13 protein-coding genes and 1 pseudogene are annotated in these 14,218 nt (G+C 45.6%); 13 read left to right on the forward strand and 1 reads right to left on the reverse strand.

Annotation, left to right across the window (positions count from 1 at the left end; translation table 11 throughout):
* Window positions 1–58: 58 nt before the first annotated feature.
* Window positions 59–832: an RNA polymerase sigma factor SigF gene (locus K4039_RS17600; RefSeq protein ID WP_265237065.1), complete on the forward strand. Its 774-nt coding sequence runs from the start codon at window positions 59–61 to the stop codon at window positions 830–832.
* A 170-nt stretch (window positions 833–1,002) separates the two neighbouring features.
* On the opposite strand, the gene K4039_RS17605 is transcribed toward K4039_RS17600, so the two are convergent.
* Window positions 1,003–2,169 carry a pyridoxal phosphate-dependent aminotransferase gene (locus K4039_RS17605; protein WP_321161625.1) on the reverse strand — a complete coding sequence of 389 codons (1,167 nt, stop codon included), beginning with the start codon at window positions 2,167–2,169 and terminating at the stop codon, window positions 1,003–1,005.
* 236 nt (window positions 2,170–2,405) lie between these two features.
* Between K4039_RS17605 and K4039_RS17610 the strand changes: the two genes are divergently transcribed.
* The 12 genes and pseudogenes from K4039_RS17610 (at window position 2,406) to nrdJ (K4039_RS17665) (ending at window position 14,205) form a co-directional block, all read left to right on the forward strand.
* On the forward strand, window positions 2,406–2,918 hold the full coding sequence (locus tag K4039_RS17610; RefSeq protein WP_265236982.1) for an adenine phosphoribosyltransferase: 513 nt from the start codon (window positions 2,406–2,408) through the stop codon (window positions 2,916–2,918).
* 350 nt (window positions 2,919–3,268) lie between these two features.
* Entirely contained in the window at window positions 3,269–4,276 is a 1,008-nt protein-coding gene (locus K4039_RS17615; protein ID WP_265236983.1) for an ABC transporter permease, read from the forward strand.
* A gap of 139 nt (window positions 4,277–4,415) precedes the next feature.
* Window positions 4,416–4,670 carry a BrnT family toxin gene (locus tag K4039_RS17620; protein ID WP_265237069.1) on the forward strand — a complete coding sequence of 85 codons (255 nt, stop codon included), beginning with the start codon at window positions 4,416–4,418 and terminating at the stop codon, window positions 4,668–4,670.
* The gene (locus K4039_RS17625; RefSeq protein WP_265236985.1) at window positions 4,667–4,867 is read left to right on the forward strand and encodes a hypothetical protein; all 201 of its coding nucleotides are present in this window, start codon (window positions 4,667–4,669) and stop codon (window positions 4,865–4,867) included. The genes K4039_RS17620 and K4039_RS17625 overlap by 4 nt, the downstream gene beginning before the upstream one ends.
* Before the next feature lie 171 nt (window positions 4,868–5,038).
* The gene (locus K4039_RS17630) at window positions 5,039–5,359 is read left to right on the forward strand and encodes a leucine-rich repeat domain-containing protein (protein WP_265236987.1); all 321 of its coding nucleotides are present in this window, start codon (window positions 5,039–5,041) and stop codon (window positions 5,357–5,359) included.
* A gap of 217 nt (window positions 5,360–5,576) precedes the next feature.
* Window positions 5,577–6,827, forward strand: coding sequence for an RNA-guided endonuclease TnpB family protein (locus K4039_RS17635; RefSeq protein WP_265236988.1), 1,251 nt, complete (start codon window positions 5,577–5,579; stop codon window positions 6,825–6,827).
* On the forward strand, window positions 6,818–7,018 hold the full coding sequence (locus K4039_RS17640) for a hypothetical protein (RefSeq protein ID WP_265236989.1): 201 nt from the start codon (window positions 6,818–6,820) through the stop codon (window positions 7,016–7,018). Before K4039_RS17635 ends, K4039_RS17640 begins: the two co-directional genes overlap by 10 nt.
* Before the next feature lie 407 nt (window positions 7,019–7,425).
* Window positions 7,426–7,929, forward strand: a pseudogene (locus K4039_RS17645) (DUF6745 domain-containing protein); the annotation flags it as partial.
* 925 nt (window positions 7,930–8,854) lie between these two features.
* Complete coding sequence (locus K4039_RS17650) at window positions 8,855–11,017, forward strand: DUF4394 domain-containing protein (protein WP_265236993.1); 2,163 nt, start codon at window positions 8,855–8,857, stop codon at window positions 11,015–11,017.
* Window positions 11,018–11,155: 138 nt separating this feature from the next.
* Window positions 11,156–11,443, forward strand: a complete 288-nt coding sequence (locus tag K4039_RS17655; protein ID WP_265236994.1) for a hypothetical protein — start codon at window positions 11,156–11,158, stop codon at window positions 11,441–11,443.
* A 205-nt stretch (window positions 11,444–11,648) separates the two neighbouring features.
* Window positions 11,649–12,893: a ribonucleoside-triphosphate reductase, adenosylcobalamin-dependent gene (gene nrdJ, locus K4039_RS17660; protein WP_265236995.1), complete on the forward strand. Its 1,245-nt coding sequence runs from the start codon at window positions 11,649–11,651 to the stop codon at window positions 12,891–12,893.
* Window positions 12,894–13,194: 301 nt separating this feature from the next.
* Window positions 13,195–14,205: a ribonucleoside-triphosphate reductase, adenosylcobalamin-dependent gene (gene nrdJ, locus K4039_RS17665; RefSeq protein ID WP_375339813.1), complete on the forward strand. Its 1,011-nt coding sequence runs from the start codon at window positions 13,195–13,197 to the stop codon at window positions 14,203–14,205.
* Window positions 14,206–14,218 lie beyond the last annotated feature (13 nt).

A 14,218-nucleotide genomic window follows, 5' to 3' on the forward strand; every position in this document is an offset into this window, starting at 1 on the left:
ATTGGAAACTAGATATAAAGCAACATCAGTCCTCTGCTCTACCAACCCTTATGCCACCATGTCTACCACAATCCCCAACGAGCTAAAAAGCGAAAATTTGCAATTGTTGCGCGAGTACCAAGATTCTGGCTCGAATGAAGTCCGCAATCAGTTAGTTCAACTGAATATTGGACTGGTGAGAAAAGAAGTTTACCACTGGATGAACCAGTGCGGTGAAAGCTACGACGATTTGCAGCAAGTTGGGTGTATTGGGTTGATTAGGGCGATCGAGCGATTCGAGCTGTCGAGGGGACACGCTTTTAGTTCCTTTGCAATTCCCTACATTCGGGGCGAAATTCAACACTACTTGCGAGACAAAAGCCCTTCGGTGCGAGTTCCGCGCCACTGGCTGGCCCTGGAACGTAAGTCTGTCGCAGCAATCAAGGATTTGCAGGTGCAGTTCAACCGCAAACCTACGGATGCAGAAGTAGCAGCAGTGCTTGAGGTTTCTGTTGAAGAATGGCGAGAAATTAAGTTGGCCCACCTCAACCGATCGCCTTTGAGTTTGGACGCGCCGGTGCAAGATGAAGATGAGGGGGCGACTTGTCTGGGAGAATTGGTGCCCGATAGCAAGTATCGGAGTTTTCAGTTGGCGCAAGAGGATCAAATTCGGGTACAGCAAGCTTTGGCGATGTTGGAAAAACGGACTCGCGAGATATTGGAGTTTGTTTTTCTCTACGATTTGACGCAGAAAGAAACAGCCGAACGCTTGGGTATCAGCGCGGTGACTGTTTCTCGGCGAGTTAAGAAGGGGCTGGATTTGCTGAAGGAAATTATGACGAAACAGCTTTAGTCAGCAGTCATTAGTCATTAGTCATTAGTCAGCAGTCATTAGTCATTAGCGAGTTGCTACCAATGATCAATGCCCAATCCCTCCGCTTCGCTTCGCCCAATCCCTCCGCTTCGCTTCGCCCAATCCCTCCGCTTCGCTTCGCCCAATGACCAATGACTAATGACTAATTTTTAGATGCTGCGGACAAATTTATCGAGCCTTTCTACGGCTTTTTTAATTGTGCCTAAATCGGTGGCGTAAGACAAGCGAATGTGGTCGTCTGCGCCAAAAGCAATGCCGGGAATGACTGCTACTTGCTGCTGTTCTAAGAAAGCATCGGAAAATTCCAGAGAATTCATTCCTGTTTTGCTGATGTTGACAAACATATAGAAAGCGCCGTCTGGTTTGATGCAGCTAATGCCGGGGATAGCATCGAGTAATTCAAATATTACTTCACGCCGATCGGCAAAAGCTAGTCGCATGGTTTCGACAGACTCTTGGCTGCTTTCCAAAGCTGCGATCGCGCCGTACTGTGCAAAAGTACACACGTTTGAGGTACTGTGACCTTGAATGGTGCTGGTGGCTTTAATTATTTCGAGCGGCCCGGCTAAATAGCCAATGCGCCAGCCTGTCATGGAATAACCTTTGGCAAAACCGCTGCTGATCAGGGTGCGATCGAAGATTTCCTTACCCAGGGAACCGATGCTGACGTGTTGCGCGCCGTCATATATGATTTTTTCGTAAATCTCGTCCGAAACGACTAAAATATCTCGATCAACTATCACCTCGGCCAGCGCTTTGATTTCCGCTGGAGTGTAAACCATTCCCGTCGGGTTAGAAGGCGAATTCAGCACAAATAACTTGGTTTTGGGAGTAATCGCTCGATTCAGTTGATCCGGTGTAATTTTATATCCTGTAGAAGCATCTGTCCGTACAATTACGGGCTTACCGCTGGCGAGTTTGACCATTTCTGGGTAGCTCACCCAGTAGGGAGCCGGAATAATTACTTCATCTCCAGGCTCGATCAGAGCCATCATCAGATTGTAAAGCGAATGCTTGCCGCCGTTGGTGACAATGATATTTTCCGGTTGATAGTTAAGATTGTTGTCGTCGCGGAGTTTGCGGGCGATCGCAGCCTTTAACAGCGGTTCCCCAGCCACAGGGCCATACTTAGTCTTCCCCGCATCCAAAGCTTGCTTTGCCGCCGCTTTAATGTGTTCGGGGGTATCAAAGTCGGGTTCTCCCGTACTCAAACTACAGACATCAATCCCTTCTGCCCTCATGGCTTTAGCCTTAGCTGCGATCGCCAAGGTTATGGAAGGAGGAACCTCGCCCACTCGTGCTGCCAACTTGATCATTGGATTTTAGATATTATATTTTTGACTTTAGATCATAGGTTGACAAATGGTGATATTCAACCCTGTTGTTAAGGAATTATGACATTTGTTTACATAGTACGTAAAGCATTAAGCAATTAAAGAATAAAAATTTAAGAAGCTCTTAGTTTGAATTTTAGTTTTAAATTGAAAAATTTGAGGTTATCATTGTACCATTTTTGATGCCTGATTACCCTCAACTCCGATCTGCAAGCTTTATGGATCTCAAATCTCTGATTCGCGACATTCCTGATTTCCCCAAACCGGGAATTATGTTTCGAGACATTACAACCTTGCTCCGCAACCCCCAAGGGCTGAGGTATACCATTGACAGTTTAGCTGAAAAATGCTCTGCAATGTCTGCTGACTATGTGGTGGGCATGGAATCCCGCGGCTTCATCTTTGGCGCGCCTTTGGCTTATAAAATGGGAGTGGGCTTTATTCCTGTCCGCAAGCCGGGGAAACTGCCTGGAGAAGTTTATTCTGCTGAGTACGAGTTGGAGTATGGTGTCGATCGACTGGAGATGCACAAAGATGCGATGACAACCGGCAGCCGGGTGCTGATTGTGGACGATTTAATCGCCACTGGCGGAACAGCGGCGGCGACGGCTCAGTTGTTGCAGCAAGCGGGCTGCGAGCTTGTCGGTTTTGCTTTTGTGATCGAATTGCAGGCTTTGGGCGGCAGGCAGAAATTGCCGGATGTGCCGATCGTCACGCTAGTGGAGTATTAGTTATACCAAATCCGGGTTAAATATCCCCTTGATCACTCGGCGGTTGAAACCGCGTCTATACAAACAAAGTCGGCCTACGCCGACTTAAAGAATAAAGGGGGTATGATACTCGGTTTTGATATTTGTTGACTGTTGACTGTTAACTGTTGACTGCTGAATAAAAACTACTGACAAATAATATCCTTGACCTTTGCATCGGAATTATTCATCTCTCTCTTCTCTTTCTCTGCGATCTCTGCGTTCTCTGTGGTTAAATCATTCCGATGCAATCGGCATTAATATCATGCACAAATCTAAAATCTAAAATCTAAAAGAGTATGACTTCTATTAAATCTAATCGAAATTGGCGAATGTTAAATTCTCTGTTTGGTGGCGAGACATTTACCTATGTTGTCAAGCGACTGTTGCAAGCACTTTTAACCCTATTTTTAGCATCGGCTCTTTGTTTTGCAATTATTGAGTTGGCACCGGGAAATTACTTAGATACCTTGAGCCAAAATCCGAAAATTTCCCCGGAGACACTCAAGCAACTCGAACAGCAGTTCGGCTTAGATAAACCAGCGATTGTGCAGTACGGGCTGTGGTTGCAACAAATTGTGACGCGGGGAAATTTTGGCACGAGTTTTGTGTATCAGCGATCGGTAGCGTCGCTGCTGTGGGAACGGGTGCCGGCGACGTTGTTGATGGCAGGAGCCTCTTTGATTGTAACTTGGGCGATCGCGCTTCCTTTGGGAATTGTCGCGGCCGTTAATCAGAATAAAACTGTCGATCGAGTTTTGCAAGTAGTCAGCTACACCGCACAGGGATTTCCCAGCTTTATCACAGCCTTGCTGCTGCTATTTTTGGCTCAAAATACTTCCCCTCTTTTCCCAGTCGGAGGAATGACCAGCATCGATCATGCAGACTTACCTTGGTGGGGACAAATCCTCGATTACTGCTGGCACTTAATCTTGCCAACAATCGCCCTCAGCGTTACTGGTTTTGCAGGCTTGCAAAGATTGATGCGCGGACAATTATTGGACGTGCTGCGTCAAGATTACATCCGCACCGCCAAGGCCAAAGGTTTACCGGACAATCGAGTAATTTACGTTCACGCTTTGCGGAATGCGATTAATCCGTTGATTACGCTATTGGGTTTTGAGTTTGCTAGTTTGTTAAGCGGTGCGTTTATTGCTGAATTTTTCTTTAATTGGCCTGGTTTGGGAAAGCTGACTTTGGAAGCTGTGACTAATCAAGATTTGTACTTAGTGATGGCAAGTTTGATGATGGGTGCGACGATGTTGATTGTGGGGAATTTGTTGGCGGATTTGCTGCTGAAGGCGATCGATCCTCGGATTAAGCTGGAAGATTTGAAATAGTAGAATTATTCCTGGACGCACGCGGGGTGAAAAACCCTAGCTTATAACTTGTGTTATAATTTGATAGTACCTCGATTGAACATGATAAATTGCTTTGGATTATAATTTTGATTGGAATCCAGCCAAATAAAAGCAAAATATTCGCAAACATCAATTAAATTTTCGTTTGGCATCAACTGTTTTCCGCGATCGTTCTCAATTAACAATCTATGATGAAGAACACAGTCAAGATGAAGATAGATGGATTACCATAGGCTTAGATGAAACAGGAATTTTAAGGGTTGTTGTCCATACCTTTGAACAAACCGATCGCACCTCCTGTATAATTCGGATTATTTCAGCCCGCAAAGCTAATTTCACAGAAACCCAACCTTATCAAGAGAGGAAATTATGAAATCAGAGTATGATTTTTCTTCATCAGAACAAGGCAAGTTTTACCATCCTGATGCTAGGTTTCATTATCCCATTTATCTCGAACCCGATGTCGAGGACTTTGTGACTAAAATTGCCGATCGTAAAAATATTGAGGTTCAAGCTTTGGTCAATGAATGGCTGAGAAATAATATTAAACTAATTCAAAGTGTTGAGTAGGTGAAAAACCTAGTTTTTTTTCTCAAGTGGTTTGGCTGATAGTACCGATCGCGATCGACCGCAAAAGGAGAAATGACATCGATTTGCAAGTAGCAGCAGGCGAAGTCAAAAGTTAACGATATTCTCATGCCCTGTTTGCCCGATGCCCCATTACCCATCTCGGAGTGTTTTGTGTCAGAAAAACAACCAAACGAGCCAATGAGTTTTAGCAGCTTTGCTGACTGGTGCAGGGATATTGACAGCCTTTCAGCAGAGGCAAGGCGCACAGTTAAAGTGTTGTTAAAAAAGGCTGGCACTGATGACCCTGAAGCAGCGGAGCAGATACTTTCAAGCATGACAGAACTGGATCTCCGCAGCAATCGAATTACCGACATCAGCTCTCTCGGTTCGCTCACCAATTTGACAACACTCAATCTGGGCAGAAATAGAATTACCGACATTAGTTCCCTCGGCTCGCTCACCAAAAAACGAGCGAGAAGCCCCTGGCTTTAGACATGGGGAGGAAAGCGGCAGCGACGACCGTCACCTAACATCTGTGTGCTCAATTAATTCCTTCATAGCAGAAGATAGGCTACGACAGATTTGACCCGTGCTGTAGATAGATCTAGAGTACGGGTCAAATCATGAATAAAAACAGAAGTATAATGTTTATTGTTGACAGAATGAAATCCTACTATTCTAGTATACTGTAACAAGGAGGAAAGAGAATATGTATGGATGTCAACAGAATTTAATCAGCCCAACTAAAGACTTAAAAGCAATTCTAGAATTCCTGTGCAACGAGTCATCAAAGTTGACGAACTGCGGAATATATTATGCTCGTCAAATGTACTTTAAAACAGGCAAAATACCGAGTAGGGCCCAGTTGCACAAAGTGCTTGGCACAGAAAATCATAACTTGCATTACAAAGCATTTTATTCCGATACCGCGCAACAGATTTTAACTACCGTCGCTGAGTCTTTTAAATCCTACATTGGACTACTGAAAGGAATTGGTAAAGGCACTGTAACCCAAAGACCTAGATTGCCAAATTATCGACAAGGCGGTCTAGCTTTAGTGACTTATACAGGTCGCTCTGTCCGGCTTAAGGATGGATTACTGAGATTCCCATTGGGCAGCAAAGTTAAAACTTGGTTCGGCTTGGATGCTTTCTATCTCCCTATGCCTACCAACCTAGACTACAAAGCAATCAGAGAATATAGGATTATACCTCGAAACGGTTCCTTCTATTTAGAGTTGATTTACAAATCGAAAGATGTCCAAGTAGAGGTAGATCAATCCAATGCTTTGATGATAGACCACGGGATGAACAATTGGTTGACTTGTATCAGCAATGTGGGGACTAGCTTGATAATTGACGGACTACATCTGAAGTCCATCAATCAAGGATATAACAAGCGTGTTGCGTTTTTGATGAAAGGGAAAGCGAATGGTTACTGGTCAAAGCGATTGGAGTGTTTAACTGAGAATCGCAATCGCACCATGCGAGATGCTGTCAACAAAGCAGCTCGAAAAGTAATAAATCATTGCTTGCTAAATAAAATTGGCACTGTAGTATTCGGCTGGAATGCTGGAATGAAAAATGGTATTAATTTGGGATCTAAAACTAATCAAAATTTTGTTCAGATTCCAACTGGCAGGCTAAAATCTCGTATTTCTCAGTTATGCGAACAGTATGGGATTCGGTTTATCGAAACGGAAGAATCGTATACGTCGAAGGCTTCCTTTGTCGATCTTGATTTGCTACCTAAATTCTGCGAAAAACCAGAAGGGTGGCAACCAAGCGGTCAAAGAGTTAAGCGCGGATTGTATCGCACTCTTGAAGGTTTGTTGATTAATGCAGATTGCAATGGGGCAGGCAATATCGGTAGAAAAGTAGCGGCAACTTTGGGGATTTGTCTCAAAGAAGTCAGTAGAGGCACATTGATAACGCCTTTGAAAGTCCCTTTGTGGTCTTAGTCAAGAATCCCCCTGATTCATCAGTGGGGAGTATCAACAATCTGACAACACTCAATCTCAACGACAATCAAATTACCGATATCAGCGTGTTAGGCGAACTCGCACAGAAACGTCTTACTCTCTCAACTACGCCAATTGATGGTAAAAAGCCACAGAAGCCATCAAATTTGCCTATGCCGCTATTGGCCTAGAAGAACCCGAAGTTATTTTTTGCAACAGTCTCCGCGACGCTTATCTCTAAATCTTCAACTTGCTCAAACGCTACCATAATAGATTGGGGATAAATCTAGACCGGAAATGGATGTTCCCTGTGGGAGAATTTGCAAGTCCGGGCCTGTGGAACTATGAGCTCTATAGCATGACTATCGAGTCCGAAGCAGATACCACACTGAGTTTGCTAATGTACCAATTGGTTGAAAGCTATGTGCGATCGGAACGAACGAGGGGGAATGTTTTTCCCAATAATTTATTATCCCTTAAATCCCCTAAAACCCCCACGACTTTGTGTAAAGAAATCTATTTGACTGAACTTTATATCTCTTCATTAGGCGTCAATATTTCCCAAAAGGCACAAGAAATACATCACTGCCAAAAGCTGCTTTTCGAGCATTGCGGTTGGATATTTCCCTTTGAAAAGATTTGCGCGGTGTGCGATCGCCCCCGCCACCTGCGCTTTGACAGCCAAAACCGCCTGCACGCGGAAGGAGAACCTGCGATCGAGTTTGCGGATGGATGGAATTTTTACTATTATCACGGAGTCAGATTGCCTGAAAATTATGGCAAAGTCCACCCAAATCAATGGCAATCACAATGGATTTTAACAGAAGACAATGCCGAACTGAGGCGAGTGTTAATTCAAGGAATTGGTTACGATCGCATTTGTCAAGAATTGTCAGCAAAACAAATAGATAGTTGGCAGGAATATGAACTATTACAAATAGATAAAGCCGATGTGGAGCCGATTTGTTTGTTAAAAATGACTTGTCCGAGTACGGGATTCATTCACGCTTTGAGAGTGCCGCCTAACCTGAGATCAGCTAGGGAGGCAATTCGCTGGGTAAATTGGGATATTGATGCAGAGGAATTTTCCGTGCAGACTTGATCTAGTTGCGGCGGCAGTATATAATTAAATCAAATTTGATTAGCAGTCGCAATGTATGCTTGCCTAAGTCCTGCGTAAGTCCTGAGCAAGAAGGAAGAAAGAAGAAGCGAAAAAACTGCTTTTTTGCGTTCCCAGGTAAAACTCATTGGTGTCAACTTAATGTGAAACCCCGATTCCGGTATGGGGTTTAAACCCTTGCAGGAAACCTTAACTCCTCTTCAGACGACTGTTCTACTTATTATGCCAATTCCGCATTTATAATCCACTTTATATTGCAATACGGTTTACTTAAGACAGTTCACGGGGAAAAACGATGTGACAAATAGACGCTGCGATTGCTTCGTTCCTCTCTTCGGACAATCTTAAGTGAACCGTATTGCTTTATATTGAGTGATGGTTGTCGCCACTACACACAAAAAGCCCGCCTTCGGAGGCTTTAAGATTAAAGTTGCAAAATAATTTCTGACTGTATATAGCAATCCTTGCAGGAGTCGTAAATTTTTGACCCCACCCCAACCCTCCCCTGATCAAGGGGAGGGAGTAAGAAATTCACAAATGATTTAGGATGGCTATAGATCCAAAATTAGAGATTCAGCGTATATTACTAATGAACGCAGTACAAAATTTCATAGGTTCGCATCGCTAAAAAGTTGAGCTTGCCTGTTTGCAGTTGAGCTGCGATCGCCATTGGCTACACAGCCAACTATAAAATACGGCTAAGTGATCTGTATTTAGGAGTGAGTTTATTTGAATCCGGGGGCGGGTTTATATATCATTTTAGCTGCGTGTAATACTTTTATCGCAACCCACCCCTACAGCCGAAAATAAGAAAAACTATCCTAAAAGTGCGAATTTGTGATATTTTGACTGAGAATACCGTGGCCGTTAGGCAACAGAATTATCAAAATTAGAGGGTGATTAGAGCATGGCAGAAATAAGAGACAACGCACAAGCAAACTTGCTAGCCGGAACTCCAGAAGATGACCTGATTTTTGGTTTAATGGGCAATGACACCATTGCCGGAAACTCTGGTAATGACAGCATTTATGGAGGAAAGCAAAGCGATTTAATTGAGGGAAACTTAGGTCAAGATTCGATTTTTGGAGATTTAGATAACGACACTATTAACGGCGGAGAAGGTAACGATTTTTTAGTTGGCGGAAAAGGCAGCGATTCCATATCCGGTAACTCCGGGAATGATGTTTTGTCGGGCGATCGAGATACTGATGTCCTGATAGGCGGAGACGGGGCAGACGTATTTGTTTTGAGGCGCTACGCTGAGGCTGAACCTTTCCGTACCAGCGGCGGTGTTAATTTGGGAAACGCGGACGCGATCGCCGATTTTGTACCAGGTACAGATTTAATCGGTTTGGGCGAAGGTGTCAGTTTTAGCGACTTGAATATTTTGGAAGCTGGAAACGATACTGTTATTCAAGACCGGGTGACTGGAGAATTTTTCGCGACTCTCAAAGGGGTGAGACAAAGTTTGATCGGTCCGGCCAATTTCACTAATAATATTAACAGCATTGTTCCCAACCCCCCGCCTCCACCGCGGACAACGGCTTATGCTTTAACTCCTGCTAATCGGATTGTCGGTTTTAGTCTTTCCAATCCGGGAAGTGTGATCTCAGATTTTCCTGTGACTGGATTGCAAGCGGGAGAAAGTTTGCTGGGAATTGATTATCGCCCCGCTAACGGTGTGCTTTACGGTGTGGGTTCTAGCAATCGCTTGTATACTGTCAATCCGATGACTGGGGAAGCAAGTCCAGTGGGTAACGGGCAGTTTGCTGTTCCTCTAACTCCGGGGGCTGCGGGTTTTGATTTCAATCCGACAGTCGATCGCATTCGGTTTGTCAATCAAGCCGGTCAAAACGCCCGCCTCAACCCAGATAACGGGGCAGTTGTGGATTTTGACACGCTGGCGGGGGGAGTTCAACTCGACGGGAATTTGGCTTACCGGGCGGGCGATCGCAATTTTGGGTCAAGTCCAGGGGCTGCGGCTGCTGCGTATACTAACAATTTTGCCGGGTCAACTTCGACAACGCTGTTTGCAATTGACAGCGATTTGGATGTTTTGGTGCGACAAGATCCGCCGAATAATGGAGTGTTGAATACGATCGGATCTTTGGGAGTTGATGCTTCTAGCGTTCTCGGCTTTGATATTAGGAGTATTGGCGGCCGCGATGTCGCAGTGGCGGCACTGGAAGTTGGGGGCGTTTCGGGCTTGTACAATATCAATTTAGGTAGCGGTCAAGCTTCCTTTGTCGGTCAAATTGCCGACGGGAGACAGATTAACGGTTTGGCTTTGCCTTTGCCTACAGCTTACGCCTTAACTGTCAGAAATGGCGCCGAAACAATTGTCGGTTTTAATGAGGCGGCACCGCGGGCGATTCTCAGCGACGTGGCAGTTACAGGGTTGCAGCCGGGAGAAAGTTTGCTGGGAATTGATTTTCGCCCCGCTAACGGTTTGCTTTACGGTGTGGGTTCTAGCAATCGCTTGTACGCGATCGATCCCGTGACTGGGGCTGCAAGTCAAGTCGGTAGCGGGCAGTTTGCTGTTCCTCTAACTCCGGGGGCTGCGGGTTTTGATTTCAATCCGACAGTCGATCGCATTCGGTTTGTCAATCAAGCCGGTCAAAACGCCCGCCTCAACCCGGATACGGGGGCAGTTGTCGATTCTGACACGCTGACAGGGGGAATTCAACTTGACGGGAATTTGGCTTACCGGGCGGGCGATCGCAATTTTGGCAATCCCGGCGCGGCGGCTGGGGCGGCGTATGTGAATAACTTTGCAGGCGCAAATTCGACGACACTATTTGCAATTGACACCAATTTAGACGTTTTGGTGCGGCAAGATCCGCCGAATAATGGAGTGTTAAATACGATCGGATCTTTGGGAGTTGATGCTGGCACAGTTCTCGGCTTTGATGTCAGGAGTGTGGGCGGTAACGAGAGGGCTTTGGCTGCGATCGAGGTTGGCGGAGTTTCGAGCCTGTACAATATCAATTTGACGACCGGTCAAGCTTCGATTGTAGGTCAAATTGGCGATGGCAGGGGATTTAAAGGCTTAGCACTGACTTTGATTTAAATAGGGGAAGGAAGAAGGAAGAAGGAAGAAGGAAGAAGGAAGAAGGAAGAGAATTCCCGATTCCCAATTCCCGATTCCCGATTCCCAATTCCCAATTCCCAATTTGAGTTAATCTATTATTTTGACAACAAAGATAAGATGTTATCTCAAGTTTTCTACTTGCTCCGCTCTCGTGCTGACGGCAAATATATCAGCGCTTGTCCCAATCCAGATTCGGCGGTGAGTTACCTGCTGATGTTTCGCGAAGACTATGACGCTTTGAGCTATCTGAATGCCCACGCAGCGGATGTTGCCGATCGATTCGGAGTAGAATCGATTTCTGGTTCTCAGGTCAAAAAGCTACTCGAACGTTGGGGATTTAACGGTGTGGGGGTTGTTCAAGACCCGCTGCTGCCGAATATTGAGTTTTTATTGACAAAGAATTGACAATTAACAACATTTGTGTTTAACCCGGTTTCTGGAAGGAATCGGGTTTTTTGGTGAAGTTTTTGGGCGATCGCGCGATCGAGCTTGTCAACTTCCGTGCCCCATATCTAGTGCAAATTGTCAAATATATTAACCTTTTACCCTAAATCTGAATCCTGTTGTATATTCGTAGTTTGATATATTCCGACACGTCAGTACACAACCTATGGTTCGAGAATTAGAGCGATCGAGTGCCCGCGAGAAACGCAACCTGTCCGATTTCCCCGAAACAGCACCCGCAGCCAATCCAGTATTTTTTAGGACGTACAGCCGCCGTACCGAGACAGGGCGGGAGACTTGGGCCGAAGTGTGCGATCGAACAGTCAAGGGGCTCCAAAAGCTCGGAAACCTCACCCCCGAAGAAACACAACTGCTGCACCGGATGCAAAACGAGCTCAAAACCCTCGCTTCAGGCCGCTGGCTGTGGGTAGGTGGCAGCAAATGGATCGAACAGCCAGAGAACTTTTCCGGCGCATATAACTGTTCGTCAACAAATATTATCGACTGGCGGGCCTTTGGTTTATTGATGGATTTGGCAATGATGGGCTGCGGCACAGGTGCAGTCTTGGAACCACAATACATCAACCAACTGCCACCGATCCGCAACCGCTTAACCGTGACAGTCCAAGGTGCGATCGGCTCTACACCCGCTCAATCCCGCCGCCAAGAAACCGAAGTAAAAATAGACGAAAAAACTGCCACAATTTATGTCGGAGATTCCCGCCAAGGTTGGGTAAAATCCTATCAAGCTTTGCTGGAATTATCCACAGATGAAAGATTTGCTGGATCAGTTCAAATCTTCATCGATTTGAGCGACGTTCGCCCGGTGGGAGAACCTTTAAAAGGCTTTGGCGGAGTAGCAAATCCCGTGAAATTGCCCGACCTTTATCAGCGGTGCGCCGCAATTTTGAATAAGGCTCAAGGGCGGCAGTTAAATTCAGTAGAATGCTGCGTATTGATTGACGAAGCTGCGGTCACAATCGTCGCTGGCAATATTAGAAGGAGCGCGGGAATTCGTCAGTTTGATTCTAGTGATCAACTGGGGGCAAATGCTAAAAACAATCTGTGGCAACAAGATGCAAACGGCAACTGGAAAATTGACCCAGATCGAGATGCTTTGAGAATGGCAAATCACTCTCGTGTTTTTCATCATAAACCAACGCGGGAAGAATGTATTGATGCCGTTCGCCAACAGTATTATAGCGGAGAAGGTGCGATTCAGTGGGCGGGCGAAGCTGTAGCTAGAGCTAACGTTGACTTACTTTCAACGCCGAGTCTTAAACTTGAGTTTTTGAAAGCTTACGACGAAGGAAAATCTAAACAGTGGTTGCAAGAACGTCATCCTAATATGACGGATAAAGAACTAGATCATCGGTCAGTTCGTTTGGGTTTAAACCCGTGTGGTAAGTAATTTTGCCTCACGTTAAAAACCTCGCAAAATCGGAGAAGACTGAGATGTTAACTCCGAGGTAAGTAGGGGAATTAAAAATCCTTTACCACCGTAGAGCGTACCAGGTGAACCTTCTTTATTGAAGAACATAATCCTGGCAAGAGTGCGGGGCATCTACAACTAAAGTAGATGAAAAAGTACGCCGAGCTACAGGGAACATGGAATCTGTAGAACTAGAGGATAAAAAGCCTTTAGGGTAACATAACTGGAAATCATCGGCTCTAACTTCCACTGTAATCTTTCTGAGGTTCACCTCAATCAAATTGACCCTTACAATTTCAAAGAACAAGAGGAAGCTTTCACCGCCGCAGCTATATCTGTCGCGGTACTTCTCAATCACAAATTTCTTGAACCGCGCTATCAATACAGCCGCGAATTAGACCCGATCGTCGGTGTATCTTTTACTGGATTGTTCGATTTCTTCGTTCATGCTTTCGGCGTTGAGTGGCTGCGCTGGTGGGTGGAAGGCCGCCCGCAAACTCCGCAAGGAATCGCGTTTAAACAGCGGGAAGAAGAGTATTTGACTGGTTGGCGGGAGATTGTGAATCGGGTAGTTTGGGATTATTGCGATCGCCATTCCTTAAAACGCCCCAATCGCTGCACAACCGTACAACCATCGGGTACTAAATCTCTGCTGACAGGCGCTTCTCCGGGGTGGCATCCGCCCAAAGCCCAGCGTTTTATTCGCCGAATCACTTTCGGCAAAAACGACCCTGTAGCCCTCGCCTGCATTGACTACGGATACAACGTGATTCCGTCTCAATCTGACAAAGATGAAAACGGCAATTTGCTGAACAATCCCTTCGATGAACGCTGCACGGAATGGCTGGTAGAAATACCTGTTGCGGTAAGTTGGGCTGATTTACCCGGTGCTGATGAAATTGACATTAACAAGTTCTCGGCTGCCGCACAAATGGACTTTTATATGCAGGTACAAAAGTTCTATGTCAGACACAACACTTCGGCCACCATTGAGCTGCGGGAAAATGAAGTTGAAAGTTTGGGTACTCGGATTTACGAAGCGATTCGCGATGATGAAGGCTACATTTCGGCAGCACTTTTGGCTCGGTTTGATGCTCTGGAAACTTTCCCGCGTTTGCCCTTTGAACCGATTGAAAAGGAGACTTACGAGACAATGTTGAAAGACGTTTTAGTGCGTCGTCAAATTGATATTTTCCAGGTGGCACTGAGTCGTTATGACTTGGGTGAAATGATGGATTCGGGGCCTGCGGGCTGCGATTCTGATAAGTGTTTGATGCCTGAGACTAAGTAGATTTAGCTTTGGC

Source organism: Lyngbya sp. CCAP 1446/10, assembly GCF_026130175.1.
Classification (GTDB): domain Bacteria; phylum Cyanobacteriota; class Cyanobacteriia; order Cyanobacteriales; family Microcoleaceae; genus Microcoleus.

What these genes read in the sequence shown, in the direction of transcription:
- K4039_RS17600 (WP_265237065.1), top strand. Translation starts at nt 59, where the DNA reads ATGTCTACCACAATCCCCAACGAGCTAAAAAGCGAAAATTTGCAATTG.
- K4039_RS17605 (WP_321161625.1), bottom strand. Translation starts at nt 2,169, where the DNA reads ATGATCAAGTTGGCAGCACGAGTGGGCGAGGTTCCTCCTTCCATAACC.
- K4039_RS17610 (WP_265236982.1), top strand. Translation starts at nt 2,406, where the DNA reads ATGGATCTCAAATCTCTGATTCGCGACATTCCTGATTTCCCCAAACCG.
- K4039_RS17615 (WP_265236983.1), top strand. Translation starts at nt 3,269, where the DNA reads ATGTTAAATTCTCTGTTTGGTGGCGAGACATTTACCTATGTTGTCAAG.
- K4039_RS17625 (WP_265236985.1), top strand. Translation starts at nt 4,667, where the DNA reads ATGAAATCAGAGTATGATTTTTCTTCATCAGAACAAGGCAAGTTTTAC.
- K4039_RS17635 (WP_265236988.1), top strand. Translation starts at nt 5,577, where the DNA reads ATGTATGGATGTCAACAGAATTTAATCAGCCCAACTAAAGACTTAAAA.
- K4039_RS17650 (WP_265236993.1), top strand. Translation starts at nt 8,855, where the DNA reads ATGGCAGAAATAAGAGACAACGCACAAGCAAACTTGCTAGCCGGAACT.
- K4039_RS17655 (WP_265236994.1), top strand. Translation starts at nt 11,156, where the DNA reads ATGTTATCTCAAGTTTTCTACTTGCTCCGCTCTCGTGCTGACGGCAAA.
- nrdJ (WP_265236995.1), top strand. Translation starts at nt 11,649, where the DNA reads ATGGTTCGAGAATTAGAGCGATCGAGTGCCCGCGAGAAACGCAACCTG.